The 26,577-nt window shown below is 36.3% G+C and carries 16 protein-coding genes, 22 tRNA genes and 1 other RNA gene; 9 read left to right on the forward strand and 30 right to left on the reverse strand.

Translation table 11 applies throughout. The annotated features are described in order from the left end of the window. Nucleotides 1-3: 3 nt before the first annotated feature. Nucleotides 4-486, forward strand: a complete 483-nt coding sequence (ispF, locus tag K4L44_00560; GenBank protein ID QZE14413.1) for a 2-C-methyl-D-erythritol 2,4-cyclodiphosphate synthase — start codon at nucleotides 4-6, stop codon at nucleotides 484-486. Between the two features lie 350 nt (nucleotides 487-836). On the opposite strand, the gene K4L44_00565 is transcribed toward ispF, so the two are convergent. From K4L44_00565 to ffs, 16 genes are all read right to left on the reverse strand, one after another. Then, nucleotides 837-909: transfer RNA gene (locus K4L44_00565), tRNA-Gly, on the reverse strand. Between the two features lie 17 nt (nucleotides 910-926). Then, nucleotides 927-1,009: transfer RNA gene (locus tag K4L44_00570), tRNA-Tyr, on the reverse strand. Between the two features lie 22 nt (nucleotides 1,010-1,031). Next, nucleotides 1,032-1,103: transfer RNA gene (locus K4L44_00575), tRNA-Thr, on the reverse strand. A gap of 10 nt (nucleotides 1,104-1,113) precedes the next feature. Continuing rightward, nucleotides 1,114-1,186 (reverse strand) — tRNA-Gly (locus tag K4L44_00580). Between the two features lie 16 nt (nucleotides 1,187-1,202). After that, a tRNA-Tyr gene (locus tag K4L44_00585) sits at nucleotides 1,203-1,285 on the reverse strand. A 25-nt stretch (nucleotides 1,286-1,310) separates the two neighbouring features. Further along, a tRNA-Thr gene (locus tag K4L44_00590) sits at nucleotides 1,311-1,384 on the reverse strand. A gap of 10 nt (nucleotides 1,385-1,394) precedes the next feature. Then, nucleotides 1,395-1,467: transfer RNA gene (locus K4L44_00595), tRNA-Gly, on the reverse strand. A 20-nt stretch (nucleotides 1,468-1,487) separates the two neighbouring features. Continuing rightward, a tRNA-Thr gene (locus K4L44_00600) sits at nucleotides 1,488-1,561 on the reverse strand. A 9-nt stretch (nucleotides 1,562-1,570) separates the two neighbouring features. Continuing rightward, nucleotides 1,571-1,643 (reverse strand) — tRNA-Gly (locus tag K4L44_00605). A gap of 17 nt (nucleotides 1,644-1,660) precedes the next feature. Beyond that, nucleotides 1,661-1,743: transfer RNA gene (locus K4L44_00610), tRNA-Tyr, on the reverse strand. A gap of 111 nt (nucleotides 1,744-1,854) precedes the next feature. Next, a tRNA-Tyr gene (locus K4L44_00615) sits at nucleotides 1,855-1,937 on the reverse strand. A 25-nt stretch (nucleotides 1,938-1,962) separates the two neighbouring features. Beyond that, nucleotides 1,963-2,036, reverse strand: a tRNA-Thr gene (locus K4L44_00620). Between the two features lie 10 nt (nucleotides 2,037-2,046). Further along, nucleotides 2,047-2,119: transfer RNA gene (locus K4L44_00625), tRNA-Gly, on the reverse strand. Between the two features lie 17 nt (nucleotides 2,120-2,136). After that, nucleotides 2,137-2,219, reverse strand: a tRNA-Tyr gene (locus K4L44_00630). A 25-nt stretch (nucleotides 2,220-2,244) separates the two neighbouring features. Continuing rightward, nucleotides 2,245-2,318, reverse strand: a tRNA-Thr gene (locus tag K4L44_00635). 1 nt (nucleotide 2,319) lies between these two features. Continuing rightward, nucleotides 2,320-2,419, reverse strand: an RNA gene (gene ffs / locus K4L44_00640) — signal recognition particle sRNA small type. Between the two features lie 209 nt (nucleotides 2,420-2,628). Between ffs and K4L44_00645 the strand changes: the two genes are divergently transcribed. Together K4L44_00645 and K4L44_00650 are read left to right on the forward strand one after the other, a co-directional pair. Further along, the gene (locus tag K4L44_00645) at nucleotides 2,629-3,180 is read left to right on the forward strand and encodes a DUF4199 domain-containing protein (GenBank protein ID QZE14414.1); all 552 of its coding nucleotides are present in this window, start codon (nucleotides 2,629-2,631) and stop codon (nucleotides 3,178-3,180) included. Nucleotides 3,181-3,183: 3 nt separating this feature from the next. After that, nucleotides 3,184-4,137, forward strand: coding sequence for a glycosyltransferase family 2 protein (locus tag K4L44_00650; protein QZE14415.1), 954 nt, complete (start codon nucleotides 3,184-3,186; stop codon nucleotides 4,135-4,137). A gap of 46 nt (nucleotides 4,138-4,183) precedes the next feature. On the opposite strand, the gene K4L44_00655 is transcribed toward K4L44_00650, so the two are convergent. The 11 genes from K4L44_00655 to K4L44_00705 form a co-directional block, all read right to left on the reverse strand. Further along, nucleotides 4,184-5,587 carry a TolC family protein gene (locus K4L44_00655; protein QZE14416.1) on the reverse strand — a complete coding sequence of 468 codons (1,404 nt, stop codon included), beginning with the start codon at nucleotides 5,585-5,587 and terminating at the stop codon, nucleotides 4,184-4,186. A 10-nt stretch (nucleotides 5,588-5,597) separates the two neighbouring features. Continuing rightward, nucleotides 5,598-8,744, reverse strand: a complete 3,147-nt coding sequence (locus tag K4L44_00660) for an efflux RND transporter permease subunit (protein ID QZE14417.1) — start codon at nucleotides 8,742-8,744, stop codon at nucleotides 5,598-5,600. A gap of 20 nt (nucleotides 8,745-8,764) precedes the next feature. Next, the gene (locus K4L44_00665; GenBank protein ID QZE14418.1) at nucleotides 8,765-9,880 is read right to left on the reverse strand and encodes an efflux RND transporter periplasmic adaptor subunit; all 1,116 of its coding nucleotides are present in this window, start codon (nucleotides 9,878-9,880) and stop codon (nucleotides 8,765-8,767) included. Nucleotides 9,881-11,641: 1,761 nt separating this feature from the next. After that, nucleotides 11,642-11,715: transfer RNA gene (locus K4L44_00670), tRNA-Met, on the reverse strand. Between the two features lie 31 nt (nucleotides 11,716-11,746). Next, a tRNA-Met gene (locus tag K4L44_00675) sits at nucleotides 11,747-11,820 on the reverse strand. Nucleotides 11,821-11,833: 13 nt separating this feature from the next. Then, a tRNA-Trp gene (locus K4L44_00680) sits at nucleotides 11,834-11,906 on the reverse strand. Between the two features lie 5 nt (nucleotides 11,907-11,911). After that, nucleotides 11,912-11,996 (reverse strand) — tRNA-Ser (locus K4L44_00685). Between the two features lie 575 nt (nucleotides 11,997-12,571). Further along, complete coding sequence (locus K4L44_00690) at nucleotides 12,572-12,754, reverse strand: hypothetical protein (GenBank protein ID QZE14419.1); 183 nt, start codon at nucleotides 12,752-12,754, stop codon at nucleotides 12,572-12,574. A gap of 190 nt (nucleotides 12,755-12,944) precedes the next feature. Further along, nucleotides 12,945-13,018, reverse strand: a tRNA-His gene (locus tag K4L44_00695). A 28-nt stretch (nucleotides 13,019-13,046) separates the two neighbouring features. Further along, nucleotides 13,047-13,120 (reverse strand) — tRNA-His (locus K4L44_00700). A gap of 27 nt (nucleotides 13,121-13,147) precedes the next feature. Then, a tRNA-His gene (locus K4L44_00705) sits at nucleotides 13,148-13,221 on the reverse strand. A gap of 349 nt (nucleotides 13,222-13,570) precedes the next feature. Here K4L44_00705 and K4L44_00710 point away from each other — a divergent pair. From K4L44_00710 to lon, 4 genes are all read left to right on the forward strand, one after another. Further along, nucleotides 13,571-14,272 (forward strand): DNA alkylation repair protein, encoded by a 702-nt coding sequence (locus tag K4L44_00710; GenBank protein ID QZE14420.1) that lies wholly within the window; start codon nucleotides 13,571-13,573, stop codon nucleotides 14,270-14,272. A gap of 42 nt (nucleotides 14,273-14,314) precedes the next feature. Continuing rightward, on the forward strand, nucleotides 14,315-15,511 hold the full coding sequence (locus tag K4L44_00715; GenBank protein ID QZE14421.1) for a GNAT family N-acetyltransferase: 1,197 nt from the start codon (nucleotides 14,315-14,317) through the stop codon (nucleotides 15,509-15,511). Nucleotides 15,512-15,615: 104 nt separating this feature from the next. Further along, nucleotides 15,616-15,873 carry a type B 50S ribosomal protein L31 gene (locus K4L44_00720; GenBank protein QZE14422.1) on the forward strand — a complete coding sequence of 86 codons (258 nt, stop codon included), beginning with the start codon at nucleotides 15,616-15,618 and terminating at the stop codon, nucleotides 15,871-15,873. Between the two features lie 296 nt (nucleotides 15,874-16,169). Further along, nucleotides 16,170-18,569: an endopeptidase La gene (gene lon, locus K4L44_00725; protein ID QZE14423.1), complete on the forward strand. Its 2,400-nt coding sequence runs from the start codon at nucleotides 16,170-16,172 to the stop codon at nucleotides 18,567-18,569. Between the two features lie 59 nt (nucleotides 18,570-18,628). Here lon and K4L44_00730 read toward each other — a convergent pair whose 3' ends face one another. Continuing rightward, nucleotides 18,629-18,916: a YciI family protein gene (locus tag K4L44_00730; GenBank protein QZE14424.1), complete on the reverse strand. Its 288-nt coding sequence runs from the start codon at nucleotides 18,914-18,916 to the stop codon at nucleotides 18,629-18,631. 280 nt (nucleotides 18,917-19,196) lie between these two features. Between K4L44_00730 and K4L44_00735 the strand changes: the two genes are divergently transcribed. After that, nucleotides 19,197-20,345: a formylglycine-generating enzyme family protein gene (locus K4L44_00735; protein QZE15928.1), complete on the forward strand. Its 1,149-nt coding sequence runs from the start codon at nucleotides 19,197-19,199 to the stop codon at nucleotides 20,343-20,345. Between the two features lie 139 nt (nucleotides 20,346-20,484). On the opposite strand, the gene K4L44_00740 is transcribed toward K4L44_00735, so the two are convergent. Both K4L44_00740 and K4L44_00745 read right to left on the reverse strand, forming a co-directional pair. Continuing rightward, a complete protein-coding gene (locus K4L44_00740; GenBank protein ID QZE14425.1) occupies nucleotides 20,485-23,472 on the reverse strand; it encodes a hypothetical protein in 2,988 nt (995 codons plus the stop codon). A gap of 102 nt (nucleotides 23,473-23,574) precedes the next feature. After that, nucleotides 23,575-24,780 carry a DUF5103 domain-containing protein gene (locus K4L44_00745; GenBank protein QZE14426.1) on the reverse strand — a complete coding sequence of 402 codons (1,206 nt, stop codon included), beginning with the start codon at nucleotides 24,778-24,780 and terminating at the stop codon, nucleotides 23,575-23,577. 392 nt (nucleotides 24,781-25,172) lie between these two features. On the opposite strand from K4L44_00745, the gene K4L44_00750 reads away from it, so the two are divergent. Further along, nucleotides 25,173-26,525 carry a Na(+)-translocating NADH-quinone reductase subunit A gene (locus tag K4L44_00750; protein ID QZE14427.1) on the forward strand — a complete coding sequence of 451 codons (1,353 nt, stop codon included), beginning with the start codon at nucleotides 25,173-25,175 and terminating at the stop codon, nucleotides 26,523-26,525. Nucleotides 26,526-26,577: the final 52 nt, after the last annotated feature.

Genomic DNA, 26,577 nt, shown 5'->3' on the forward strand with positions numbered 1-26,577 from the left:
AATATGAAAAAGATAAGAGTTGGATTAGGATATGATGTTCATGCTTTAGCCAAAGGAGAATCGTTATGGCTTGGAGGTATTAAAATTGAACATGAATTAGGAACAGTTGCTCATTCTGATGGTGATGTTCTCTTACATGCTATTTCAGATGCAATATTAGGTGCTGCAAAACTCAGAGATATTGGGTATCATTTTCCTGATACTGATGAGACGTATAAAGGAGCTGATAGTAGCACTTTGTTAAAAGTGTGTGTTCGTATGGTACGTGAAAAAGGGTATGAAATAGGCAATGTCGATGCGACTATTGCTGCTCAAAAACCTAAGCTTATGCCATATATCGAAGATATGGAACAACATATTGCTAAAACTATCGAGATTGATAATGAGGATGTTGCAGTTAAAGCAACGACAACAGAAAAGCTTGGTTTCGAAGGACGTCAAGAGGGAATCTCCGTACAAGCAGTTGTATTATTATACCAGGTATAGTATTCTACTCCAAATTAAACAATAACAAAAAGAGGATATGGCTACCATATCCTCTTTTTGTTATTTGTTTTACAGGGAATAATTATGAGAAAATATATAAATCTTCCTGATTCTATTAAGGATCTAATTTTGCAATTTATTCATCTATTTTGTAAGATGATGGATTGCTCTTTTAATGAGCATTGAGGCTGCTTCAAGGACTTCTGGTTATATGTGTATTGAAAGGGTAAGGATGCTTAAAATCGTACTATTAAAGCAAACAGTGATGGAGATTTTGTCTATTATTATGGTTTGTTTAATTTGTATACAAAAAAAAGGAAAACCAAAGACAGGTTTTCCTTTTTTTAATGAGCGGGAGACGGGATTCAAACCCGCGACCCTCAGCTTGGAAGGCTGATGCTCTATCAACTGAGCTACTCCCGCAAAGAGTATTTTTTAAGTGGGGAGAGCAGGATTCGAACCTACGAAGTCGTAAGACAGCAGAGTTACAGTCTGCCCCAGTTGGCCGCTTTGGTATCTCCCCAACAATATTGTTACTATATAAGAGCCGATATCGAGAATTGAACTCGAGACCTCTTCCTTACCAAGGAAGCGCTCTACCCCTGAGCTATATCGGCAAATACTATGAGCGGGAGACGGGATTCAAACCCGCGACCCTCAGCTTGGAAGGCTGATGCTCTATCAACTGAGCTACTCCCGCTTAATATAAGTCGATGTGGGGAGAGCAGGATTCGAACCTACGAAGTCGTAAGACAGCAGAGTTACAGTCTGCCCCAGTTGGCCGCTTTGGTATCTCCCCAACAATATTTTATATAAAAGAACTGAGCCGAATATCAGATTCGAACTGATGACCCCGAGATTACAAATCACGTGCTCTGGCCAACTGAGCTAATTCGGCTTAACTATTGAGCGGGAGACGGGATTCAAACCCGCGACCCTCAGCTTGGAAGGCTGATGCTCTATCAACTGAGCTACTCCCGCTTAAAATATAATAAAAACTGAGCCGAATATCAGATTCGAACTGATGACCCCGAGATTACAAATCACGTGCTCTGGCCAACTGAGCTAATTCGGCTTAACTATGAGCGGGAGACGGGATTCAAACCCGCGACCCTCAGCTTGGAAGGCTGATGCTCTATCAACTGAGCTACTCCCGCAAAGAGTGTTTTTAAAGTGGGGAGAGCAGGATTCGAACCTACGAAGTCGTAAGACAGCAGAGTTACAGTCTGCCCCAGTTGGCCGCTTTGGTATCTCCCCATTTAATTAAACAATATTTCAAAAAAAATAAGAACTTTCGTTCTTAAATCGGATGCAAATGTAATGAATTATAATTAATAATTCAAAATAAAGTGTCACTTTTTTACTAAGTGGGGAGAGCAGGATTCGAACCTACGAAGTCGTAAGACAGCAGAGTTACAGTCTGCCCCAGTTGGCCGCTTTGGTATCTCCCCAATAATATTTTATATAAAAGAACTGAGCCGAATATCAGATTCGAACTGATGACCCCGAGATTACAAATCACGTGCTCTGGCCAACTGAGCTAATTCGGCTTAACTATTGAGCGGGAGACGGGATTCAAACCCGCGACCCTCAGCTTGGAAGGCTGATGCTCTATCAACTGAGCTACTCCCGCAAAGAGTGTTTTTAGAGTGGGGAGAGCAGGATTCGAACCTACGAAGTCGTAAGACAGCAGAGTTACAGTCTGCCCCAGTTGGCCGCTTTGGTATCTCCCCAATAATATTTTATATAAAAGAACCGAGCCGAATATCAGATTCGAACTGATGACCCCGAGATTACAAATCACGTGCTCTGGCCAACTGAGCTAATTCGGCAGGTGGGTAAGCTAACTACATCGCACTGCTACGACCACTTATCCTTGCTGCCTTCCGACCCTGGGGAGTTTCAGTGGGAGCATGTCGTGTAGCACTTACCCGGCGACAAAAGTAGAAAAAAAAGGTCTGCCACCAAATATTTTTTTTAAAAAACATGTGCCTTGTTGGGCTTGATTTATGTGAACCATCTAAAGAACAAAAGTTTAAGGTCTAAAAAAAAGTTTTTATTTTTTTGATATGTATTGAGGTGAAGCGCACCCTGCTATTTTTAGTATATTTGTAGTATATTGATTAATCAAATTTTATAATAATGTTTGCTACAAGAAACAATTATTTGTATCATGTCATGATGTCTGGCATCTACTTAGGGAGTGCTTTAGTTGGTGTTCGCTTTGTTTCCTATCTTTTTAATGCTTACAACAGCAATGTATTTGCAATGATTCTTTTTGTAGTATATGCATTGGGAGTATTTCGTTTGGTGAAGAAATATAGAGAAGAGCAACTAGGTGGTTATATAACCTATTGGAATAGTGTCTCCTTTATTATATTAACTTCTTTCTTTGCCTCGATGATTCTAGGACTTTTTTCCTTTGTCTATTTAAAGTTTATAGATACCACTATTCTTACAAGTATGATAAATGAAGCGGAGAGTGCATATGTCAAAATATTCGATGTTCTTGATGGAAGTTTTAGTGATGATTTACAAGAAGAGCTTATTAAGCAAGTTCGTAATATTACTCCTATGGATATATGGAAAAGTGAGATGACTAATTATCTTTGGGGTGGTAGTTTACTAGGACTATTACTCTCTTTCTTTGTTCGCAGAGTCAATAATGATCCTTTTCACGAAATAAATTCATAAAAAATGCAGTTAGATATTTCAGTAGTAGTTCCTCTTTATAACGAAGATGAATCGTTGCAAGAATTGGATCAGTGGATTTTGAAAGTAATGACAGCAAATAACTTCTCTTATGAAGTGATCTATGTTAATGACGGAAGTAATGATACCTCATGGAACTTAATTGAATCGTTATCTCTGAATAATCCTCATGTTCGTGGAATTTGTTTTAGTCGTAATTACGGAAAATCTGCAGCACTGTTTGCTGGATTTGAAATGGCTGAAGGAGATGTGGTGATTACGATGGATGCCGATCTTCAGGATAGTCCTGAGGAGATTCCTTCTTTATACAAAATGATAAAGAAGGATGGTTTTGATCTTATTTCAGGATGGAAGAAGAAGCGATATGATCCAATCTCGAAGACTGTACCTAGCAAATTATTTAATGGAGTTGCTTCTAAACTTTCAGGAATCAAATTACATGATTTTAATTGTGGACTAAAAGCCTATAAGAAAGAGGTGGTAAAGAGTATTGAGGTGTATGGAGAGATGCATCGATATATTCCAATCCTAGCTAAAGAGGCAGGATTCTATCGTATTGGAGAGAAGGTTGTGCAGCACCAAGCTCGTAAATATGGTGTAACAAAGTTTGGTTTGAACCGTTTTATTAATGGTTTCTTAGACCTATTATCGATTCAGTTTATGATTCGTTTTGGCAAGAAACCAATGCATCTATTTGGTGCCTTAGGCTCTTTGATGTTTATTATAGGACTTCTAAGTGCAATGATTGTTGGTGGAACCAAATTATGGTATGTATTCCAGCATGTACAAGCAGAGCGTGTTACGGAGAGTCCTTACTTTTACCTTTCATTGGTTTCCATGCTAATGGGAATTCAGCTTTTTTTAGCAGGATTTTTAGGGGAATTGATCTCAAGAAATAGTTCTGAAAGAAATATCTATAAGATATCAAAGAAGATATAGAACAAAGAGAGGTAGTTGTTCAATAACTACCTCTCTTTGGTTATTATTACTTAGAAATCTCCATCTCTATCCATCCACCTCCAAGTCCTTTATACAGTTTTACAAAACTAATGATTCTTTGACGATATAGTCGAGAGAGATTCATCTGCACCCTAAAGTATGTCTTTTCCGAATCTAGAACCTCTAGGTAACTAACGACTCCTTGTGCATAACGTGCTTTGGAGAGGGTATATGCGCTTCCAGCAGCTGCGAGCATTGACTGGGTTGCCTCTATCTCTTTTCTATAAGTGTCAATTTCAAGTAGCGTGTTATCTATTTCACCAACGGAACGAATCACTGTTCTTTCGTATTGCAAGACAGCTGCTTTTACCTTTGTTCTAGCGATCTCCACTCGTTTCTTATTTCTACCAAAGTTAAAGATAGGACCTGCTAATATTCCATAAACAGACCACTGAAGACTATTGGATGTGAAAAAATTCGTTGCATCGTCATTTACCAACCCTCCCGTGGCAGTGAGAGAAAGGCTTGGAAATCTTTGTGCAACAGCAACTCCAACATCTGCATTTAGACGAACGATATTATAATAATCTTTTAAGATATCGGGTCTACGAAGCAAAAGATCAGAAGGCATTCCAACAGGAACATAAAAAGGCAGTTCGCGTTCATAAAGGGTTGACTCTGTTTCTATCTTATGGGGCATCTCTCCCATAAGAATAGAAAGTGAGATTTCTGAGTTTCCAATAAGACGTTGATATCTTATCATCTGGGTATAAGCAAAATTCATCTGTATCTCGGCTTGATTTACATCAAGCAATGCTGTATACCCTCGATCAAATCGATCTTTGATAATAGAATAGCTCTCTTCTCTAGACTTGTAAGTGCTGAGCGCTATCTTATATCTATTTTTGTAATCTAAGATAGTAAAATAGGTATTTGCAACTTGGGTTACAAGTGAAAGCATTACTGCCCTATATCCATAATTTGTTTGAGTGAAGCTAGCAACAGCACTCTCTTTATTCCTTCTATACTTACCCCATATATCGAGCTCCCATGATAGTTGTGGAGCAAGAACATATTGGTCGTTTTCCGAAGGAATAATCGTGTTATTTGGTGAAATGGTACCGTATCCTGCTTGTCCTAGAAATTTGATTGATGGAAGTTGTAATGTCTTACTGATACCAAGAGCAAGTCTAGACTCCTCAATTCTATTCATTGCGATTCCTAAGTCTTGGTTATTATCAATTGCATTATTAATATAACGTAATAAAACAGGGTCTTTAAACACCTTCCAATAGGTTAAATCAGGAATAGAGTCGTTGTCATTATATTCGAAACGATAGGCATCTGGCATCAATACTTCAGGTGGTTTCATGTCTGGCCCAACTTTACAACCGCTCAAAAGAACAATTGAAAAGAAAAGAGCACCAATTATGTTTGTTATAATTTTCATATTTCAATTGTTATTTAATTTCATTTTTCTGTTGATCTCTCTTTTGTTCGTACTTTCCTAATTTACCAATCAGGACAAAAAATAGAGGATACATGACCACTCCAATAACGGTTGCTAATAGCATTCCTCCAACAAGTGCTACTCCCATTACTTTTCTTGCTTCTGCACCTGCACCCGATGCGAAAACAAGAGGCATAACACCAAATATAAAGGAGAATGCAGTCATCAGAATTGGACGGAATCTCAATTTAGCAGCTTCCCATGCAGCATCATACAGACCATATCCTTGATCGAATTTTAATTTTGCAAACTCAATAATCAAAATTGCGTTTTTTGCTGCCAGTGCTAAGAGTAGTACCAGCGATATCTGTAAGAAAATATTATCCACATAAGTTGGGCTTACCAATCTTGCAAGATAGATGCTTAATAGAGCACCAAATATAGCAAATGGTGTCCCCATCAAGATGGTTAGAGGTAGACTCCAACTTTCGTATAAAGCACATAATATCAGATAGACAAACAGTAGGGATATCCCAAAAATAACTCCAGAAGATCCTGATGCTTTTTTCTGCTGATAAGAGATATTACTCCATTCAAATCCCATGTCTCTTGGAAGCACTTCATCTGCTACTTCCGCGAGTGCGTCTAATACTTGCTCGGAAGTATATCCTGGGGCTGCACCTCCAGTTAGTTCAACACATCTATACATATTATATCTATTGGTAAACTCAGGACCTATAATATTCTTAACCTTCACAAAATTGGATAGAGGAACTGATTCGTTATTTCTATTTTTTACATAAAAGAGTTCTAACTGTTTCTCTGTTTGACGATATTCAGGTTCAGCCTGTATGTAAACCCTATAAAGTCTACCAAAGCGGTTGAAGTCATTTACATATGAACCACCTAAAAATGAACCAATGGTTTGGTATAACTCATGCAGAGAGATTCCTGCTTTAAGAATAGCCTCCCTATTTAATTCGATTGATCTTTGAGGAACACTTGGTTGATATGCAGTAAATACCCTTCCTATTTCAGGCCTTTTTTGTGCCGTAGCAATAAATTCTTTTGCATGCATAGCCAAATATTCAGGAGTATTACCACCTTTATCTTGAATCATCATAGAGAATCCATTACCTGTTCCCAATCCTGGAATTGGAGGTGGACCGAAAGCAAATGTAACTCCTTCTTTAATTTTTTGTCTGAGTAGCGCATTCGTAATCTGGACTAACTGATTTGCTGTTTTCTCTCTCTCTTCCCAATTTTTAAGATTTACAAAAAGTACTGCGGCACTTGTAGACATACTTCTTGAAAAAATACTAAAACCAGATGCTAAAGTAACATCTTCGACTTCTGGAAATGATCTTATTATATTTGAAGCTTCAAGTGCCACTTCATCTGTTCTCTGAAGAGATGAGGCAAAAGGTAACTGTATATTAACAAAGTAATAGCCTTGATCTTCTGAAGGCATGAATCCACCAGGAATCTTTTTTCCTAAAAAGACCATGGCAAGCGATATGATTATAGCAAATACAACACCTCTCGCAATCTTGTTTGTTGCATGGTGGGTTGCTGTCATATACTTTTTTGTCGTTCTTCCAAACCATCTGTTAAAAGCACCAAATAATTTTCCAAGAAGCCCTTTATGTTCTTTGGGTTTTCTTAATATAATCGAACATAATGCAGGACTTAACGAAAGTGCGTTGATGGTAGAAAAGAATACAGAGACAGCAATGGTAATAGCAAATTGCTGATATAATTGTCCTGTTATTCCTCCAATTGTTGCAACAGGAACAAATACTGCAATTAACACCAAACTTACACCAATAATCGGAGCAGAAACCTCTTTCATTGCTTCATTGGTTGCTTCTTTTGCATTCATCCCCTCTTCAATTTTTACTTGCACTGCTTCTACTACTACAATCGCATCATCCACAACAATACCAATTGCCAAAACTAAACCAAGTAGAGATAATACGTTTACAGTAAAACCTAAAAGAGGAAATACAATAAATGCTCCGATCAAAGAAACTGGAATAGCAACTATAGGTATTAATGTCGCTCGTGTGTCTTGGATAAAAATGTAGACAACAAATACTACTAGAAGAAGTGCAATCAATAGAGTGACTATAATCTCATGCATACCTGCCGTAATAGGTTTGGTTGCATCCAATCCTACTTTATATTTCAACCCATCAGGAAACGACTTTTCAAGTTCTTTCATTGTGGCAAGTACTTCTTCTCCTAACAGGACTGCATTAGATCCAGGAGATTGGTATATTGTAATGATTGCCGCATCTTTATCATTAAAGTGTCCAAAAACATTGTACGATTCAGTTCCTAGTTCAACAGAGGCAACATCTCCTAGCATCACTTGTGATCCATCTGTACGGCTACGGACAATGATCTCCTCAAACTCTTTTTCTGTGCGAAGCCTATCTGGCATTCTTACCGTGTAGGTGAATTTTGTATCTGAAGATGTTGGTTCTCCTCCAAATTTACCACCTGGAACAATAACGTTTTGCTGCTTTATTGCTTTCTCCAAATCGTTAATCGTTAGGTCTAACTCTGCCATCTTATCAGGTTTGACCCATATACGCATTGAGTAGTTTCCTGCACCTAGTGTCTGAACGTTACCGACTCCGTTAATTCTAGCAAGAACATCTTGAATATTAATCGTAGCGTAGTTCGCAAGAAAACTTTGATCAAATCGTCCATCAGAGTATAATCCAATAGCTAAGACAATATTACTCATCGTTTTCTTTGTTGTGACACCAAGTCTTTTAACCTCTTCAGGAAGTTGTGCCATTGCTGCTGATACTCGTGTTTGGGTAAATACGGTATTCATATCTGGATCTGTACCTACTTCGAAAGAAGTCTGAAGTTTCATAGACCCATCATTGGCATTTACAGATTTCATATAGATCATGTTGTCCACACCATTCACTTGCTGTTCAAGTGGGGTGGCAACAGATTCTTCTACATTCAATGCATTGGCACCAGTATATTTAGCCTGAACTTGTACCATAGGAGGGGTGATATCTGGATACTGTTCTACAGGAAGTTGAATAAGAGAAATTACCCCTATTATTACAGTAAGAATGGCTATCACCATTGCAACGATAGGCCTTCTTACAAAAAAATTACCTTTTTCCATAGTGTTGTTTTATGAGGTTTCTAACGTTTTAATGGGGTTATTTTCATGCCATTTTTTACCATGAGAAGTCCTTCAGAAACAACTCTGTCATTTTTATCTAAACCTTTCGTGATATGCCATAAATCACCAAATTTCTCTCCCACAGAAACTTTTTTAAATTGAAGGGTGTTATCCTCTTTTACTATAAACACAGAGAACCCACCTTGAATCTCAAATACTGCCTTTTGAGGGATCATCAAGGCACTAGTAATTTCACCTAAGATTGCCCTTATCTTAGCATATTGTCCTGGACGAAGTACTAGGTCCGTATTTGGAAAGACCACCTGAATTCTGATACTTCCTGTTTTGGGATCAACATTTCTATCAATAAAGTTTAATCGTCCCATCAATGGATATGTTGAACCATCTGCTAAGATCATTTGAAACTTTGTTGTATTAATATATTTATTGTCCCTCTTTTTTGCCTTTTCAATAAGCTGTAAATATCTAGTCTCTGGCAGGTAAAAGTCTACCAATATGGAGTCAATTTCTGATATTTCGTTTAGCACTATTGGATTTGGGCTTCTTCCTACATAGTCCCCTACTTTTGCAGCGGTTTTACCTATAATACCAGATATTGGTGCAGATATTTGAGTATACTCAAGTTCTATTTTAGCATAATGAACTGATGCTTGGGCTACTTTTACTTGTGCTATTGCTGCATCTTTGTTTGCAGTTGCTTGATCTAAGTCTTTCTGACTTAAAGCGTCAATTTCTGCCAAAGGGGCCACCCTATCATAAAAGTTGCGAGCATTAATAAGATTCGCTTTTGCTACAGCAAGTTGGCTCTGTGCTTGATTCAGCTTTGCTTTTAATTGTCGAGGTTCTACCCTATAGAGAAGTTGTCCTTTTTTTACTTTCGACCCTTCTTTAAAGTATATTCCCTCTAAAAAGCCATCAACCCTAGCTCTAATTTCAATGTCTTTATATCCATATGTCTGTCCGACAAACTCAAGTTGATCAGGGATCGACTGTTGTTTTACGGACGTTACGTAAATACTTGGTGGTGTCGTCGATTTTTTCTGCTTTTTACTACACGACGTGATTGATATAAATAGGATGGAGATTACCAACCCGAATAGTTGAACTCTTCTCATAATGTTATCATGTTTTTCAGATATATTAATTATAAACCAATGGTTTATTTAAAAAGTTCAAAGTGAATCTTACAGTCCCATATTCTATTGCAATAGGGAGTGATTCTTTTTGTTTCTTGCGATGATCTAGTTTGTTGAAAAAGAGTGTTTGGGGCTTGGTTTTATAAAGAATAGTATCCCAATATTTGTGAATTAAGATGGCGTTATAAGTAAAATTATAGTAGTGAGGACCGATGTATTTGAAATTTCTTTGTTGTTCTTATGCTTCTTTTGGTGGAAACACAGGATGGAAGCTGTACAATAGAAGAATTATCTTTGTGCTGATGCAGAGGGCAGTCTATTTTGCTTTATGTTGACTTTCTCGATATTTGGACTTTTTAGTCACGTTATGTTTTTTCTGAAAAATAGTGCTATTGAACGAATACACTTTTATGGACAGTGCCGAACAGTAACTTGCATTTTGATTCTTCCGAGATTTAGAGTGGATTGAAGGTTATTTTGTTCACTTTTTATGCATGGATTATTCATGTTTCATTCATCGAATTGATGGAGAATCGATGAGCAAACCATGAACAAACTATGAACAAACCATGAACAAAGTAGCCTTCAATCCCCTTTGATGTATTGTGTAATATGGTATTCTGAAATATTTGGAACACTATCCAGAAAAGAGTGTAATCCACTCATTATACTGACTTCATGGTTGTATAACCTAACTAGAACAAGGGGGTATATATAATGAATATATTAAAAGAGAGGGAGGGCACTATGTACGCTGCTATGGATTAGAGTCTATTTTATTCTCTTTGGGAGTTTGTCTTTTTAATATTGTCAGTCTTTTCATGAGAATTCTTGGATCAGGCATTATTCTAGGAGGATCAGTAAAATGGTTGAGAACAATGAGTATGTGGACTGATTGGAATATATCCTCAAGTAAGATATTCACGAAGCCCAATGGGAGGGGTATCCCTTATAGTTTCCCTTATATGCAAGAATCGCATATAAACGTTGCAGATGAATTATTCTGATTGTTTGTTTTACAAACAAAAGGGCACCAGTAATGGGAGCTTGCCTATCTCATAATAGATCAAAATTGTTGCATCAAATTATTTATTTTAAACATGTTGCAACAACTGTAGAGATATGGAACTGCCTTGTATAGAGGAGTCAGAACCTTGTATTTCGAGTGGTGTTATATCGTTATTTTGGATTGTTGTCAGTTAGACGAGAATAGATCGCTATCCCTCTTTTGATTTCGTTATATTGTGCGATATGATACAAGGCAGTGCATTGTATCTACGGCTGCAGAAATTTAATTTATCGACTACAAATATCGTAATAACATCGTGGACAAATAATACCTGATCCATAAAATGGTTTTGCTGAATCCTTTTATGTGTTCATAAAGGCGTTTAGGGCTACATAAGGAGGAGAAATAGGTATATCTTCTTTCTTATATCGATTGACTGAAATAAATGTTTAGTCCTCCTAATATTTGAATTGACCCGAATTCTTGAGATATAGGTGTCTTTTTATGTCATGAATGAGTAAAGATGTAATATTCACATATACTATACAGTAGACCTGATTGATTGTAAATATGTTAATAATTTTCTATTTATTGTCAATCAAAGTAGCCAAATATAAAATCTATTCAGGTAAACTCTTAGGAAGTTCACTGTTTTGGGTGGCGTATCTTAAGGTATGAACTGATATAGGGAACAAAAAAAGATCATCCTTTATTTAAAGGATGATCTTTCGTAGCGAGAGGCGGGCTTGAACCGCCGACCTCAGGATTATGAATCCTGCGCTCTAACCAGCTGAGCTACCTCGCCATAATGAGGTTCTTCAATATCTTGTAAAATGTAGCGAGAGGCGGGCTTGAACCGCCGACCTCAGGATTATGAATCCTGCGCTCTAACCAGCTGAGCTACCTCGCCATTTACAATCTAGCACGGGAGGAGAGGCTCGAACTCCCGACACCTGGTTTTGGAGACCAGTGCTCTACCAACTGAGCTACACCCGTGTGTGCGGAGAGAGAGGGATTCGAACCCCCGGTACCTCGCAGTACAATGGTTTTCAAGACCACCGCATTCGACCACTCTGCCATCTCTCCGTGATTGCGATGCAAATGTATGATAACATATTTGTTTTTGCAATAGCTGATGAGATAAAAAAACAGACTGTTTAATGGGGCTTTTTCTATTTGCTTGAAAATCATCTATAGAAGGATGACTATTTTTTTTATATTTTTTCAAAATATATTCAAGTGCATACTAAGTAATAGGAAAAGACCCCATTAAAATATGATGTCAGTGTTCTTGGGAAGGCATATTTATAGGGCGAGAAAGGTATTGGTTTGGTGTGAATCTGATCTTTTTTCAAAATTACATCATTGAAGTGGGGGGGAGGTTTTACTTTTTTAAGAAGAGATAATCTTTTGAAATGTATTGTAGTAATGTTTTTATGATATGAATTATTTTCATACTAAATATCGCATATTGGAGGAATTTTGGAAGCTCTATCTTTTAAGAATTATTTTTTTACAAAATTAGCTCAGGTGTACTTATAAAGGAAAATGCCCCGTTTAGGACATTTTCTTGTAAACCATTAACTCTTATTGTGAGCTTGGTAACTATTAGGTCTGTTGGTCTGAGGAATTCTAAAATTGTAAGGAAACAGTCAATAAATTTAACTAATAGTTAGGGCTCTTGTGACTTGATTGTCTTCTTCGTCATATTGAAGGATATAAGTTCCTTTAGCAAAGTCACGCAGACGTTTTTCAATATGCGAGATTGGGTTTTTCAAGGATTTTCTTGCTTTTTCTTCCATGAAGATAGTTTCTCCATTTAGGTTTAATACTTTTAGCTTCATATTGTTTCAATGTGGGGGATGCAAATAATAATATTAAAACAAAAATCATTTTAATTGATTTCAGTACTCAAAAGAACTATTCTGTAAGGACAACTGAAAAAATAATTGACTAAACGATAGTTTTGTGGGATGAAAAGGGGTAATTGAAGTATAAAAAAAGGCTTGCTGAAAAGCAAGCCTCTTAAAAATGGGTGGATGATGGGATTTGAACCCACGACCCCTGGAACCACAATCCAGTGCTCTAACCAACTGAGCTACAACCACCATGTTGATAAAAATAATAAAAAAGAAGGGTGGATGATGGGATTTGAACCCACGACCCCTGGAACCACAATCCAGTGCTCTAACCAACTGAGCTACAACCACCATGTTGATAAAATAATAAAAAATAAGGGTGGATGATGGGATTTGAACCCACGACCCCTGGAACCACAATCCAGTGCTCTAACCAACTGAGCTACAACCACCGTATTTTTTCTTGTTTTGCGGTTGCAAATATAGTAAAATGTAATCTTCAATTGCAATAGTTCGAGTGGTTTTTTTTGATATAATTTGAGGCTTGTTTGCTAACTGCTTGTAGTTGAATTGTAAAGTGTGGTGTTTTTTTTTGAATATTTATGAACTTTGCGGAAACTCCTTGTTCTTTGGTTGTGATTTATATTTTTTGTGAATTGTATTTTACATACAAATCCTATAAATTTTATCTATTATTTATTCCAATTAAAGATAGAATTGTAAATTTGGAATATTTATGCCTCTGTTGAGTGACGATTAAAATTAAATATAGAGGCTATTTTTAATGATTACAATGAGCATATGGACTTTTTATTAGATAATCCAGAAGTTGAAAAGATATATCAAGAGATAGTAAAAATGATTATCCCACTTAAAAATGGAATTGTTTCTGATTCGATGAAGGCAAGAGGGATTCATTATAAAGTTAATCTAGGAGCTTCAACAGTTAGTCTGTTGGAGTTGTCAAAGCGCTATCCTAAGAACCATCTTCTGGCTTTGAAGTTATGGAATAAAGGTTGGAGAGAAACAATGATTTTGGCTTCGATGCTGGAAGAGCCTAATGAGACGACTTCTGATCAACTTGATTATTGGGTGAAGAGTTTCGAAAATATAGAAATTGCAGAACAGATGTCGATGCATCTTTTGGCATATGTCCCAGATGTTTATGAAAAAGCGAAAGAGTGGGCACTAGGCAAAAAGCAGATTGTTAAATATACTGGTATCTTATTAATGGGAAGAATGGCTTTGGTGGACAAAGTGACTTCTAATGAGATGTTTGAGTCTTTCTTTGAGGTTCTTCCTCCATTATCAAAAGATGCAACTTTACGATCAGTGCTTCAACGATCTTTTATTCAAGTAGGAAAGAGGAATAAAGAGTTGAATGAATTATCCTTAATGCATTTTAAACATCTTCTAACTATTGATAGTCCTGTGACACAGATGATGGCGCAGGATGTTATAGATGAATTGAGTAGTCCTTATGTACAGGATTATTTAAAATGAGAACAATGAGATTTTTAAATTAACCTTAATCAATTCCAAACTATGAATATTGTTGAAGTTACGACCTCTCAACTAGAGAGTGTGTTTCTAAAAATGCCGACTAAGATCTATTCAAAAGATATTAATTGGGTCCGTCCATTGGATAAGATGATTGATTCGGTCTTTCATCGAGACAAGAATGGTTTTTACCAGCATGGAGATGCAATTCGATGGGTTGTGTTTAATTCTGAGGGTATATGCGTTGGTCGAATAGCTGCTTTTTATGATAAGAAAAAAGCTTTTACTTTCAACCAACCAACAGGAGGAGTAGGTTTTTTTGAATCTGTAAATGATCAGACCGTTGCCGATCTTTTGTTTGAAACCGCAAAAGAGTGGTTGCAAACACAGGGAATGGAAGCGATGGATGGTCCCATTAACTTTGGTGAAAATCTAATTAATTGGGGATTGTTAGTTGATGGTTTTCATTGTCAGTCTTTTGGTATTCCTTACAATTTACCCTATTACGAGACATTGTTTCGATACTATGGGTTTCAAACATATTTTGAACAATATTGTTACAGAATGGACATTGATAAGGGGTTATCTCCCCGTTTGATGAAGATTGCAAGATGGATCTCTAAACGACCAGGCTATAGTTTTGAACATGTCGATTTCAAAAACTTGGGTAAATATGTAGAAGACTTTATGGAGATTTATCGTAAAGCATGGAAGTCACATGATAATTTCAAGGGAATTGATCCTAAGGATATTAAGGCTATTGGTTCTTTTTTAAAAAAACTTGCTGATGAGAAGTATTTTTGGTTTGCTTATCACAATGACAATCCAGTTGCCTTTTTTGCAATGACTCCTGATTGGAATCAGATATTAAAACATTTAAATGGGAAGATTAATCTATTTTCCATCATAAAATTCTTATATTTGCGAAGGAAAAAAACAATCACAAGAGCGCGTTGTTTCGTGATGGGAGTAGTTCCTGAATTTCAGGGGTCTGGAATTGAATCTGCTATTTTTGCCCAGCTAGAAAAAGTGTTGGAAAAACAACCTTGGATGAAAGAGTTAGAGTTTTCATGGGTTGGTGACTTTAATCCCAAAATGGAGCTCCTATACCAATCAGTAGGTGGTGAAAAAGTTTCGACACTATTAACGATGCGTTGTTTGTTCGATTCCTCAAAGCCTTTTGAAAGGGCACCGATTCTTCATGAGTCGATGATTGATAGAGTAAAAGAGAGCAAGAAATAGATTAAAATTAAACTTTTAGTGCTCATAAATTTGGAGAAGTGGATACAATCAGTATCTTTGCAAACCGTTCGTAAAAGTAAGAATATCAAAGCTAATAGATAGAGATGAAACAAGGAATACACCCAGAAAATTACAGACAAGTTTGTTTCAAAGACATGTCTAACGGTGAAACTTTCATCACTAAGTCGACTGTTGACACAAGAGATGCAATCGAAATTGATGGAGTTGAATACCCTCTAGTGAAACTAGAAATTTCTAGTAGTTCACACCCATTCTATACTGGTAAAATGAAACTTGTAGATACTGCAGGACGTGTTGACAAGTTCATGAATAAGTATAAGAAACATCTTGCCAAGAAATAATTCGTAGAATTTATTTCTTGAGAAAATATTAAAGCTTCATCTTATGGTGAAGCTTTTTTTGTATCTATATTTTAAGTTTGTCTTAAAGAAAAGATTTGAGGAGTTCGGTAATGATACAGATCTCTTTTTAATCTAGAAAGAGAATAAATTTGGCACAACTATTGACCGTAAGTATAATTGGTTTTTGAATAGTTTAAAAAGAGCCATTGTGACATATTTGTCATTCTTGCAGATATTTAGAAGACGATTTGTCATGTATCAAGATGTATTAATAATAAAAATAAGATATACCTAAAATGGGAGAAGATTATATACCTATTATTGCCGATGGCAATGATGCGGACTTGGCTTCAGTACCAATGCCAGATGCTTTGCCTATTTTGCCTTTGCGAAATACGGTTTTGTTTCCTGGTGTGGTAATGCCAATCTCTGTTGGGAGAAAGAAGTCTCTTGAACTTATTCGTGAAGCTTATGCTGACAATAGGTTAATAGGAACTATTGCTCAGAAAGAGGGAAAGATAGAAAATCCTACGAAAGAGGATATGTACCAAATAGGAACCATGGCAGAGATTTTAAAGATCTTAGAGATGCCAGATGGTTCTACTTCTGTAGTGATACAAGGTAAGAAACGTTTCCGTGTACTGGATATGTTTCAAGATGATCCATATTTTAGAGCTTTAGTTGTTCCCTCTCAAGAAGAGTTGCCGGACAATCACTCCAGGGAATTTGATGCGGTTATCAGTACTTTGAAGGAGCTTGCTTCTAAAATCGTAGCAGGCGGTGTAGGTGGTCCTTCAGAAGCACAGTTTGCTCTTAAGAATATTGAAAACAATACTTTTTTAATCAACTTCTTATGTAATAACTCTAATATCACTAGCGAAGAGAGACAGCAACTTTTGGAGTTAGATAGTGTACGATCTAGAGGAGGGAAGTTGATCACTTATCTTGTGAAAGAGGTTCAAGTAATTGAACTCAAACAAGACATACAAGATAAGGTGAAGACAGATATGGATCAGCAGCAGCGTGAATATATTTTACACCAGCAGATGAAAACCATTCAAGATGAGCTTGGTGGTAATCCGTTGGAGCAAGAGATTGAAGAGTTTCGAGAACGTTCTGAGAAGAAGCAGTGGTCGGATGAAGTTGCTGAATTGTTTCAGAAAGAGTTAGACAAATTGCAACGTTTGAATCCTGCTGCTGGAGAATACTCTATTCAGTCTGGTTATGTAGAGATGTTACTAGATCTTCCTTGGAATGAATACTCGGAAGATAACTTTAACATGGATCATGCTGAAGAGGTTTTGGATTCTGATCACTATGGACTAGAGAAGGTCAAGGATCGTATTTTAGAGCACTTGGCTGTATTGAAGTTAAAAGGAGATATGAAGTCCCCTATTCTTTGTCTATATGGACCTCCAGGGGTTGGAAAAACTTCTTTGGGTAAATCTATTGCAAAATCATTAGGACGTGAATACGTAAGAATGAGTTTGGGTGGATTGCATGATGAATCTGAGATAAGGGGGCATCGACGTACCTATATAGGAGCCATGCCAGGACGTATTATCCAAAGTGTTAAGAAGGCAGGTTCATCCAATCCTGTATTTATCTTGGATGAAATAGATAAAATATCTAGTGATTTCCACGGAGATCCTGCATCTGCACTATTAGAGGTGTTGGATCCAGAGCAAAATAGTACTTTCCATGACAATTATTTGGATATCGACTATGACCTATCTAAGGTGATGTTTATTGCTACTGCCAACTCCTTAAGTACGCTTCATCCAGCACTGCGTGATCGTATGGAGTTGATCGATGTAAGTGGTTACCTTGTGGAAGAGAAGATTGAAATTGTGAAACGTCACTTGCTTTCTCGTCAAATAGAGAATCACGGCTTAAAAGCAGAGGATCTATTCTTGAGTGATGAGGTGATCGAAGTGATTATCGATAGTTATACTCGTGAATCGGGAGTTCGACTTCTAGATAAGATGATAGCAAAATTGTGTCGTCGTGTTGCAAAGAAGGTTGCTTTTGGGAAAGAGTATAACCCTCATATCCAAAAAGAGGATATAAAAGAGTACTTAGGTACTCCTGTTTATACCAAGGAACTGTATGAAGGCAACGATTATGCTGGAGTGGTTACTGGTTTGGCATGGACTGCAGTGGGTGGAGAGATCTTATATATTGAGACAAGTGTCAATAAGGGAAATGGGAAACTGACCTTAACCGGAAATTTAGGGGATGTGATGAAAGAGTCTGCAATGATCGCATTGCAATATCTTCGTTCTCATTCGGAGTCTCTTGATCTTGATCCACAGATCTTTGATAAATGGAATGTTCACGTGCATGTTCCAGAGGGAGCTATTCCCAAAGATGGTCCTAGTGCTGGTATCACTATGGCAACAGCATTGGCATCAAGCTTTACTCAGCGCAAGGTGAAGAAAAACATTGCGATGACAGGAGAGATTACACTTCGAGGTAAAGTATTGCCAGTTGGTGGTATTAAAGAGAAAATACTAGCTGCTAAAAGATCAGGTGTGAAAGAGATTATTCTTTCGGAGGATAATAGAAAAGATATTGAAGATATCAAAGAGCTATATATCCAAGGACTTAAATTTCACTATGTGAAAAATATTTCCGATGTGTTGTCTATCGCACTTTTGAAATCAAAAGTTGACAATGCAATTACAATAAAGTGATAGGATTTTATCCACAAATACAGAAAAGGTAGAAGAAATTATTCTTCTACCTTTTTTTATTACTCTTTTAACGAAGTCAATTTATCACTTGTCATGCTTGGAATAAACTCTGTAATGTGATAGTCCGCAAGTTGGTGTATATAAAAAGGGTCCTCTTTAATTATTTTATCGAGAGTTTCTCTCGATTTAATGGTTGCCAATATTATTCCACCGTCTCGGGGAACCTTTCTACCAGATGCAATAAAATGCTTTGCCTTGTAATTCTTCTTTAGATATTCAACATGTTCTTCTAAATGTTCCTCTATCTTATTTAATGCTACAGTGTACTTTAGGGAAATGATATACATATTTCAATAGATTGATTGGTTCTGTTCTTTTAAATGTATTAAAATTGAAGATATTTAATCTTAAACACCTCCTTTTTTTATGCAAAGTATTTTTTACGGATAGAATTCCAATTTATTCATACCAATGTAGGGTCGCTTATTTGTAATAATAAAGTGCGTATTTGTTCAAACATTTTTTTGATTGAAGTGTTTGATGATATAAAATACCTTTAACTCTTTTATTGTGGATATGAGAATCAAAAAAATAAATTTTATACTTCTATGTTTGGGACTTTATATGATGGTGTCTTGTTCATCTAATTCAAGTAATAATAAATCTCATGGCCATCAAAAAGAAGAAGTAGTAGAACAGAAATCATGTTGTATGTCAAAGAAGCCAGATCGATTTGGTAATACAATAGATCATTCAGTACAAAGTACAACAGAAAAATCATATCAAACGAAAGAGGGTAAAGAGGTTGATTTAAAGGAGATGAAATTTATTCCTGCAACCACTTTTACGATGGGGGCACGTGATCCAAAATTTGCGAGAGCGGATGAATATCCTACGCATCAAGTTAAGCTTGATGCATACTATATAGATAAACATTTGGTGACAAATAATGAGTTTGCAGCTTTTGTCAAAGCAACAGGATATGTGACTACAGCGGAGAAAGTCCCTACATGGGAAGAGTTAAAAGAGTATTCTCCTCCAGGTACACCTAAACCTGCAGATTCATTGTTGATTGCTGCATCTTTGGTTTTTACTCCTCCAAATCATCCAGTTCCATTTAATGATCCGACAGTGTGGTGGTCTTGGAGAGGAGGAGCTAATTGGAGACACCCACAAGGTCCCAATAGTGATATAAAGGGTAAGGATAATCATCCTGTTGTTCAAGTTTCTTGGTTTGATGCGATGGCTTATGCAAATTGGGCAGGAAAGCGTTTGGTGACAGAAGCGGAATGGGAGTATGCAGCTAGAGGTGGTCATGATGATTATATCTATTCATGGGGAAATGAACGAATATATGAAGGAGACCCTAAGGCAAATTCATGGGATGGCTCCTTTCCTTATCGAAATGATTTACGTGACGGATTTTATGATACTTCACCTGTAGATCAATATCCCCCTAATGGTTTTGGTTTGTTGGATATGGCTGGTAATGTTTGGGAGTGGACAAATGACTGGTATCGTAATGACTATTATCAAGAGTGTAAAGATGGTGGTGTAGCTCAGAATCCTCAAGGAGTTTCGCGTAAATATTCTTATGATCCTAATGAGCCTGGAGTCCCTAAGAAAGCACAACGAGGTGGTTCTTATTTATGTAATGATAGTTACTGCTCAGGATATAGATCGGCGTCTAGAATGAAGTCTTCTCCTGATAGTGGTATGCCTCACCTCGGATTTCGATGTGCGGTATCTGTTTCCGATATAACTTTGGTTAATTGATTATATTTCTACGTATTATTTTCACCCTGTGTACTTCGGTACATGGGGTTCTTTTTTTTAGAAAAAGTAGTATCGAAGAGAAAAAATAAGAGGGATCTATTTTATAGACCCCTCAGTAATAGTCTGTTTTCAATTTTAATTAGAAGTGGAAACTAGTAGAGTATCTAAAGAAGTCTGTTCTCTTTTCATTTCCATATTGATTCATTCCATATCTAATACCTACCTGCATAGGTAAAACATTAATTATAGAGATGTCAAATACTAACTCTCCACCATAGGATTGATATTTGTTATAACTTGTTTTGTTTGCGATTTTCATATCCTTCGTAAATTGAAGATCATAAAAACCATTTAGTCTCATACGTTTAAAGTAGATTATATTTGCGATACCAAAGTCAGGGTACCAAAGAGGTACTTGGTAATTGTTTCTTAAGGAGAAACGTTCGTCAGTAACGATGTTGTCAATTCCTCTCGCATCCACAAAATCAGTAGTTTTCAGTTGATATAGTCTATCCATATCATTCTTTCCGTAGCTACCATCGATAAAGATTCCATCATTTGCCATGAGACCAGGAAGATATAGTCGAGTTGAAACATTCCATTGCCCCTCTTTGATAGGAGATGATAACTTCTCTTTTTCATTGACCTCAAGTGTATAGTCCACTTTTACAGATGCTCCAAATTTTGGTTGTAGATTCATTGGTGCTTTATTTCTGATTGCAGAGAGGCTCACAGAGGCGCGATATTCAATCCCTGATTTTTTTGTCTCAGGGAAGAGTCTGTTAATCTCTTTAATCGTCTCGTCTGTTATTTTGTCGTTTTCAAACGTACTCGGAAGGGTATTTCCTGCTGCGATTATTTTCGTCGATGGTTTATAAGTGTCTCCCCAACCTTCAAAACTTCTTGTGTCATACTTGTAAGTACCTATTCCCGTACTCATATTAGCACCGATAGAGTAGTTTGTTGAATTGGTTTGAATTGGAAGCGAAAGAGTAAGTCTAGCACGATCTACTTTTGGGGTAAAGAGTGAATCGATCTTTTTTCCTTGAGAAGGAAAGAAATTTGGACTTTCTGCAATTTGTCTAGATGCGGATGCACTAATTTTCACAGGATATTTTCCATAGACGGCATTTAATAGATATTGATTTGTTCCCGATATGTTATGTTTTGAGTAAACTGCAGCCATAGATAAATCACCAAGGATATTGTCCATTTTGAGACCTAAACCTGACTTGTTGTTTACGTTGACACTACCCCAAGAGTGTAATTTTAGTCCCTTAAATAATCCTTTGTAAGAACTTTTGTCATATTGATTATTTGGAATATCAGATAAGATATACTTTTCTTGTTTTCCTTTAGATATTTCGAAAAGAGCGACCTCTTTAAGTGAGGTAACTTTAGTATTAGCATTCGCAACATAGGATGGATCCATACTTTTAAGCTTTTCACCTTTGAATGTATAGTCTCCATATATTAACTTATTGTTGACTATCACAGGGTTGTATGCACCTACTTTAACATTACTTATTTGCGTAATTTTTTTGTTGCCAGATAATCCTGTACTATAGATATTATCGGTTCCTGAGTAACTAGCAGAGAAATAAATTTTGTTGTTATCAATGCAGAAGTTTGATATCACATGATTATTGGTAGGAGTTATTTCTGTGAACTCATCCTTTGTATTCGAAGGGTTTAGGGTTTGTTTAACCAAGGCTGTTTTATTATCAAACGAAGCAATATAGACTATGGATTCACCGTCTTTCATCCATTTTGGATAAACGACAACACCATTATGGTATGGAGTGTATCTTTTAACGATCTTACCCGTTTTAGCATCTAGTATTACGAGAGCTCTCAGGCTGTTATCGAATTCACTCGCAACAATACTTTTTCCATCAGGAGAGATACTTGGAGAAAAGAGTTTTGTTTTAGATGTTAATTTTGTTTTGCGTTTGGTTTTTAGATCTAATGAATAGATATTACTATAGGATCTGAATTGGTATACTGGATCTGTATCTGTCTGTGACCATACAAGCTGTTTGTTGTTGATATCGAAAAGATCACTCGAAAGATTGTTTACATTATATACCTTCTTCTCTTTGCCATCTACGACTTCTATGATTCTAGGTGTGGTGCTGTAACCTTTTTTCAATACAAAAAGTCTGTTGTCATAGGATCTCATTGGATTGTACATAGAGACCAAACGATCTTCTTTTTTAAGAATAAAAGAGGATGGACTAATGACTTTATTTTCAAGATCTTTTTTCCATGTTGCTTTCATGTCAGCATAGGCTTTCTTGTAAAGTTTGTGCGTTGAATACCCCGTATGCTTTTTGGTTGACTGTGAAAACGGATATATTATTCCATGTAGGTTCATTGAAGATTTTAGAACCTTCTCCCAAACATCTCCTTTGTATAAAGAGACTTCTCTTGCCTCCCTTACCATGGCATACCCTAAAGGATAGTGGCTTGGAAGAAGATCTTTATAAGAACCATTTCTAGCTTTTTGATAACTGTAGTCTTTGTCGTTCAGTAATAGAGCCTTTTGCTCATTGAAAAAGGATGGTACATAACCTCTACCTTGATTTGTAAGTACTGTTTCTGTCATTACAGCATCTCCTTCAAAGAACCAATTTGGAACGATAAAACCACTAAAGAAATTGAGGCCAGAGTCTCCCATAAGAATACGAGCAGCTTTTCCAAAACCATGATAGAGGTTGCTGAATTGGAGCGCATGTCTATACTCATGTACGCTCAGTGTTGTAGCCCAATCCATACTTCCTAACATCGTTAGGTTTTGAGGAGGAGTTAGATAAAACTCACTTCTATAAGGTGCTAGACTTACATAGCCATTCGACTGTACTTGGTTTGTTTGAAGCACAAGGCTTAGCTTTCTTTTTACTCCACCAATAGAATAATATTGATTGTTGTAGATGTAATTGATATTATTAGCAATTTTGTTTGCCACACTATCGATTCCTTCTGGATAGATAACATCAACTGCTTCAGTGTTTATTTCTTTCCATTTTGTATTGATAGGGTGTCCTCCGCTTCCATTAGAAACCTGCCCTTTTGCAATCAATGAAAATAGTATTAATATTGGTAATAAAATCTTTATAATATTCATAATGTGTAGTTATGGTTATCACCATGTTTGTACATTATAATATGATTTTATTACATGTTTTAATGATGATATTTAGAAAATATTAAGATTTTAAAGGTTTTTTTATTTTGTACTATTGAAATTAGTGTAACCTACAAGTTGAGAGTACCTTGCCCCAATAGGACTGTAATAAACCCATACCTGATATTCGTTTTCTGTTTCAATAAAATTGCCTTCAAACATCTTGATATTAAAGTGATTGTCCTGGTTTGTCTTGTAGCCGTATTGGTAGTTGTAGATCCCTTCTTTTAGAATAATATCTGCATAATATCCAGGTTCTCCTTTGATACGATACATCCTGTTTTCCTGTTTTGTATCCCAATTGGTTAAATCACCAACGATATAAATACCATCTTTAAGATCGACAGGTATATTCATTCTAAAATGTACAATAATATAATCTCCTTGTGTTGAAGGATTATTTGTTCTGTCAGCAACAATAGTAAAAGCTCCATTTATATCTGAGCTACTCCTGAAGATTCTTCCTCTTCTCATGTTATCCCAATCTAAAGTAGCATGATAATATGGATCGATGTATTGCATCGTTTCTACATGTAGATTTACCGACTTTTCATCTCTGATAGTAAACGATCGAAATTCATTTAAGGGAGAAAAGAATAGGTTTGGATCGTTTTGAAATTTAAGGGTGCTTTCTGTCTGAAATGAGTATTGAACTTCCCTAGCGATATCCCATCTTCTATTTTGTGTAATTACGACATGTATTTCGCTTTTAGGATCTGTCACTTGAAGCTGAGGATATTTAACATCAAAAAAGAGCTCTTGATTTTTTTCTCCTTGACGTATCAGATTTGAGTTAATTACCTTTCCTGAAAATTCAACTTTGGGATTAATAACTTGAAAACGTCTTTGCATTAAGACATCTTCATCAGATAGATCTGCATCATAGACACGAATAAGATAGTTCCCCGTTTGTATAATTTTACAGTCTTCATTCGGAATCTGAAGTTTACAGTGGGTATATGGGATTTGTGTGTTTTCTGAGTTAAAATAGTCATATATCTCATTTGTCCTCATCCCTTCCATATAGTCGTTGAAGTAGTTATCTAATGGTTTCCAATTCCAATCACATTGAATAACTGTATATGCAAAATTACGTGATTCTTGGTGTAAATCATCAAATGAAAGTACTAGTTTTTGGTTACTGTTTATAAGTAAGATAGGGGAGGATAGCTCATTATCTTTATGGGTAAATTGTACACTTTTAATTTTATTATCGAAAGTAGTGTTTTTTGAAACTTTAGGATTCAAGATGTATTTTTTTTGTGCAAATAATGCACAATTTGAGCATGTCACGAAAAGTAGTAAAAGCAAACTTGTTCTGATCATCAATAGGTTGTTCATTATATAATTAACTTGATAAAAGTGCATAAAAAAAATTTGTTTTTTGTTAAAATGCTCAATTCCAGTGTTGTTTTTGTTTATTCCTACTCTAAATTACAAAAGAAAAGAGAGCTTAATGGCTCTTAATTCTGAGAAATGAAAATAAACTATAATATAATAAACAACAAATGCAATACCAATTGTAGTTAAATATGTTGAAATTGAACAATTATATAACATACTAGGCCCCTTTGCCTATTGTGTTTCTCGGTACGAATTTAGTATCTTTGTGTGGCAAATTAAAAAATTAATTCATTGCGATGTCAAACGTTATAAAGCTTAAAAAGGGTTTAAATATTCCGCTAAAAGGGGAGGCAGAGAAGACGATAGTTAAAGCGTCACCTAGCCAAACTTATGCGATTAAACCAACGGATTTCCCTGGTTTGACACCAAAACTTTCTGTGAAAGAGGGAGCTACAGTGAAAGCTGGAACACCTCTTTTTTACGATAAAAACAATACGGATGTAAAGTATACTTCTCCCATAAGTGGTGAGGTCGTTGCTGTGGTTCGTGGAGAACGTCGTCGTATATTGGAAGTAGTGGTGAAGGCCGACAATGAAATCGTGTACGAAGAGTTCCAACAAGGAAAACCTTCATCATTAAATGGAGAAGAGATTCGTAAGAATTTACTTTCTTCGGGTCTATGGCCAATGATTAAGATGAGACCTTATGGAATTGTTGCTCGTCCTGATGATACACCAAAAGATATTTTTATCTCTTGTTTTGATTCGGCTCCTTTGGCTTCAGATTTAGAATTTATTCTTTCTGAAGAGCGTGAGCATTTCCAAATTGGAGTAGATGCATTATCTAAGTTAACAACTGGATCAGTTCATTTAGGATTGGATGCGGATCGTGCGAACAAAATGTTCTCATCGATTAAGAATGTTACAACACATGCTTTTAAGGGTGTTCACCCCGCAGGTAATGTGGGAGTGCAAATTTCGCATGTTTCCCCTATTAATAAAGGAGAAATTTATTGGACTGTTTCTGCACAAGATGTAGTAAGTATTGGTCGTCTTTTTGATACTGGAAAATTCGATGCAAAACGTGTTGTTGCGGTAACTGGTTCTCCTCTTAATACGCCTAAATATGTTGAAACACTTCTTGGTGCGAATATCTCTTCTATTCTTCAAGAGAGTGTAGATACTGATAATGTTCGTATTATTTCAGGAGATGTTCTGACTGGTACTGCAGTTAAGGTAGACGGACATGCATCATTTTATTCGAATCAAGTCAATGTATTGCCAGAAGGAGACTACTATGAGATGTTTGGATGGGGACTACCTGGTTTTGGTAAGTTTAGTCCTTCGAGAACTTTCTTCTCATGGCTAGGCTCAAAAGCGAAGAAGTTTACTTTTGATACCAATCTACATGGTGAAGAACGTGCATTTGTAGTAACAGGAGAATACGAAAAAGTTCTTCCTATGGATATACTTCCAGTTCAGTTGTTTAAAGCTATTTTAGCAAATGATATTGACAAAATGGAACAACTAGGAATTTATGAGGTTATAGAAGAGGATATTGCTCTTTGTGAGTATATTTGTACTTCTAAAATCGATATCCAAAAGATTCTTCGTGACGGTATTAACACAATGATCAAGGAGTTAGGATAGGAATAAAGAGAGACTTTACTCTTGTCTTATTCTTCTGAATCAATTATAGAAT

The sequence above is a fragment of the Prolixibacteraceae bacterium genome (assembly GCA_019720755.1).
Taxonomy (GTDB): Bacteria; Bacteroidota; Bacteroidia; order Bacteroidales; family Prolixibacteraceae; genus Halosquirtibacter; species Halosquirtibacter laminarini.

Bases quoted from the DNA above. Each gene is read 5' to 3' on its own strand.
- K4L44_00735 (QZE15928.1), top strand. From the start codon at position 19,197: ATGGTGTCTTGTTCATCTAATTCAAGTAATAATAAATCTCATGGCCAT.
- K4L44_00710 (QZE14420.1), top strand. From the start codon at position 13,571: ATGGACTTTTTATTAGATAATCCAGAAGTTGAAAAGATATATCAAGAG.
- K4L44_00720 (QZE14422.1), top strand. From the start codon at position 15,616: ATGAAACAAGGAATACACCCAGAAAATTACAGACAAGTTTGTTTCAAA.
- K4L44_00650 (QZE14415.1), top strand. From the start codon at position 3,184: ATGCAGTTAGATATTTCAGTAGTAGTTCCTCTTTATAACGAAGATGAA.
- K4L44_00690 (QZE14419.1), bottom strand. From the start codon at position 12,754: ATGAAGCTAAAAGTATTAAACCTAAATGGAGAAACTATCTTCATGGAA.
- K4L44_00665 (QZE14418.1), bottom strand. From the start codon at position 9,880: ATGAGAAGAGTTCAACTATTCGGGTTGGTAATCTCCATCCTATTTATA.
- lon (QZE14423.1), top strand. From the start codon at position 16,170: ATGGGAGAAGATTATATACCTATTATTGCCGATGGCAATGATGCGGAC.
- ispF (QZE14413.1), top strand. From the start codon at position 4: ATGAAAAAGATAAGAGTTGGATTAGGATATGATGTTCATGCTTTAGCC.
- K4L44_00715 (QZE14421.1), top strand. From the start codon at position 14,315: ATGAATATTGTTGAAGTTACGACCTCTCAACTAGAGAGTGTGTTTCTA.
- K4L44_00655 (QZE14416.1), bottom strand. From the start codon at position 5,587: ATGAAAATTATAACAAACATAATTGGTGCTCTTTTCTTTTCAATTGTT.
- K4L44_00730 (QZE14424.1), bottom strand. From the start codon at position 18,916: ATGTATATCATTTCCCTAAAGTACACTGTAGCATTAAATAAGATAGAG.
- K4L44_00660 (QZE14417.1), bottom strand. From the start codon at position 8,744: ATGGAAAAAGGTAATTTTTTTGTAAGAAGGCCTATCGTTGCAATGGTG.
- K4L44_00750 (QZE14427.1), top strand. From the start codon at position 25,173: ATGTCAAACGTTATAAAGCTTAAAAAGGGTTTAAATATTCCGCTAAAA.
- K4L44_00740 (QZE14425.1), bottom strand. From the start codon at position 23,472: ATGAATATTATAAAGATTTTATTACCAATATTAATACTATTTTCATTG.
- K4L44_00645 (QZE14414.1), top strand. From the start codon at position 2,629: ATGTTTGCTACAAGAAACAATTATTTGTATCATGTCATGATGTCTGGC.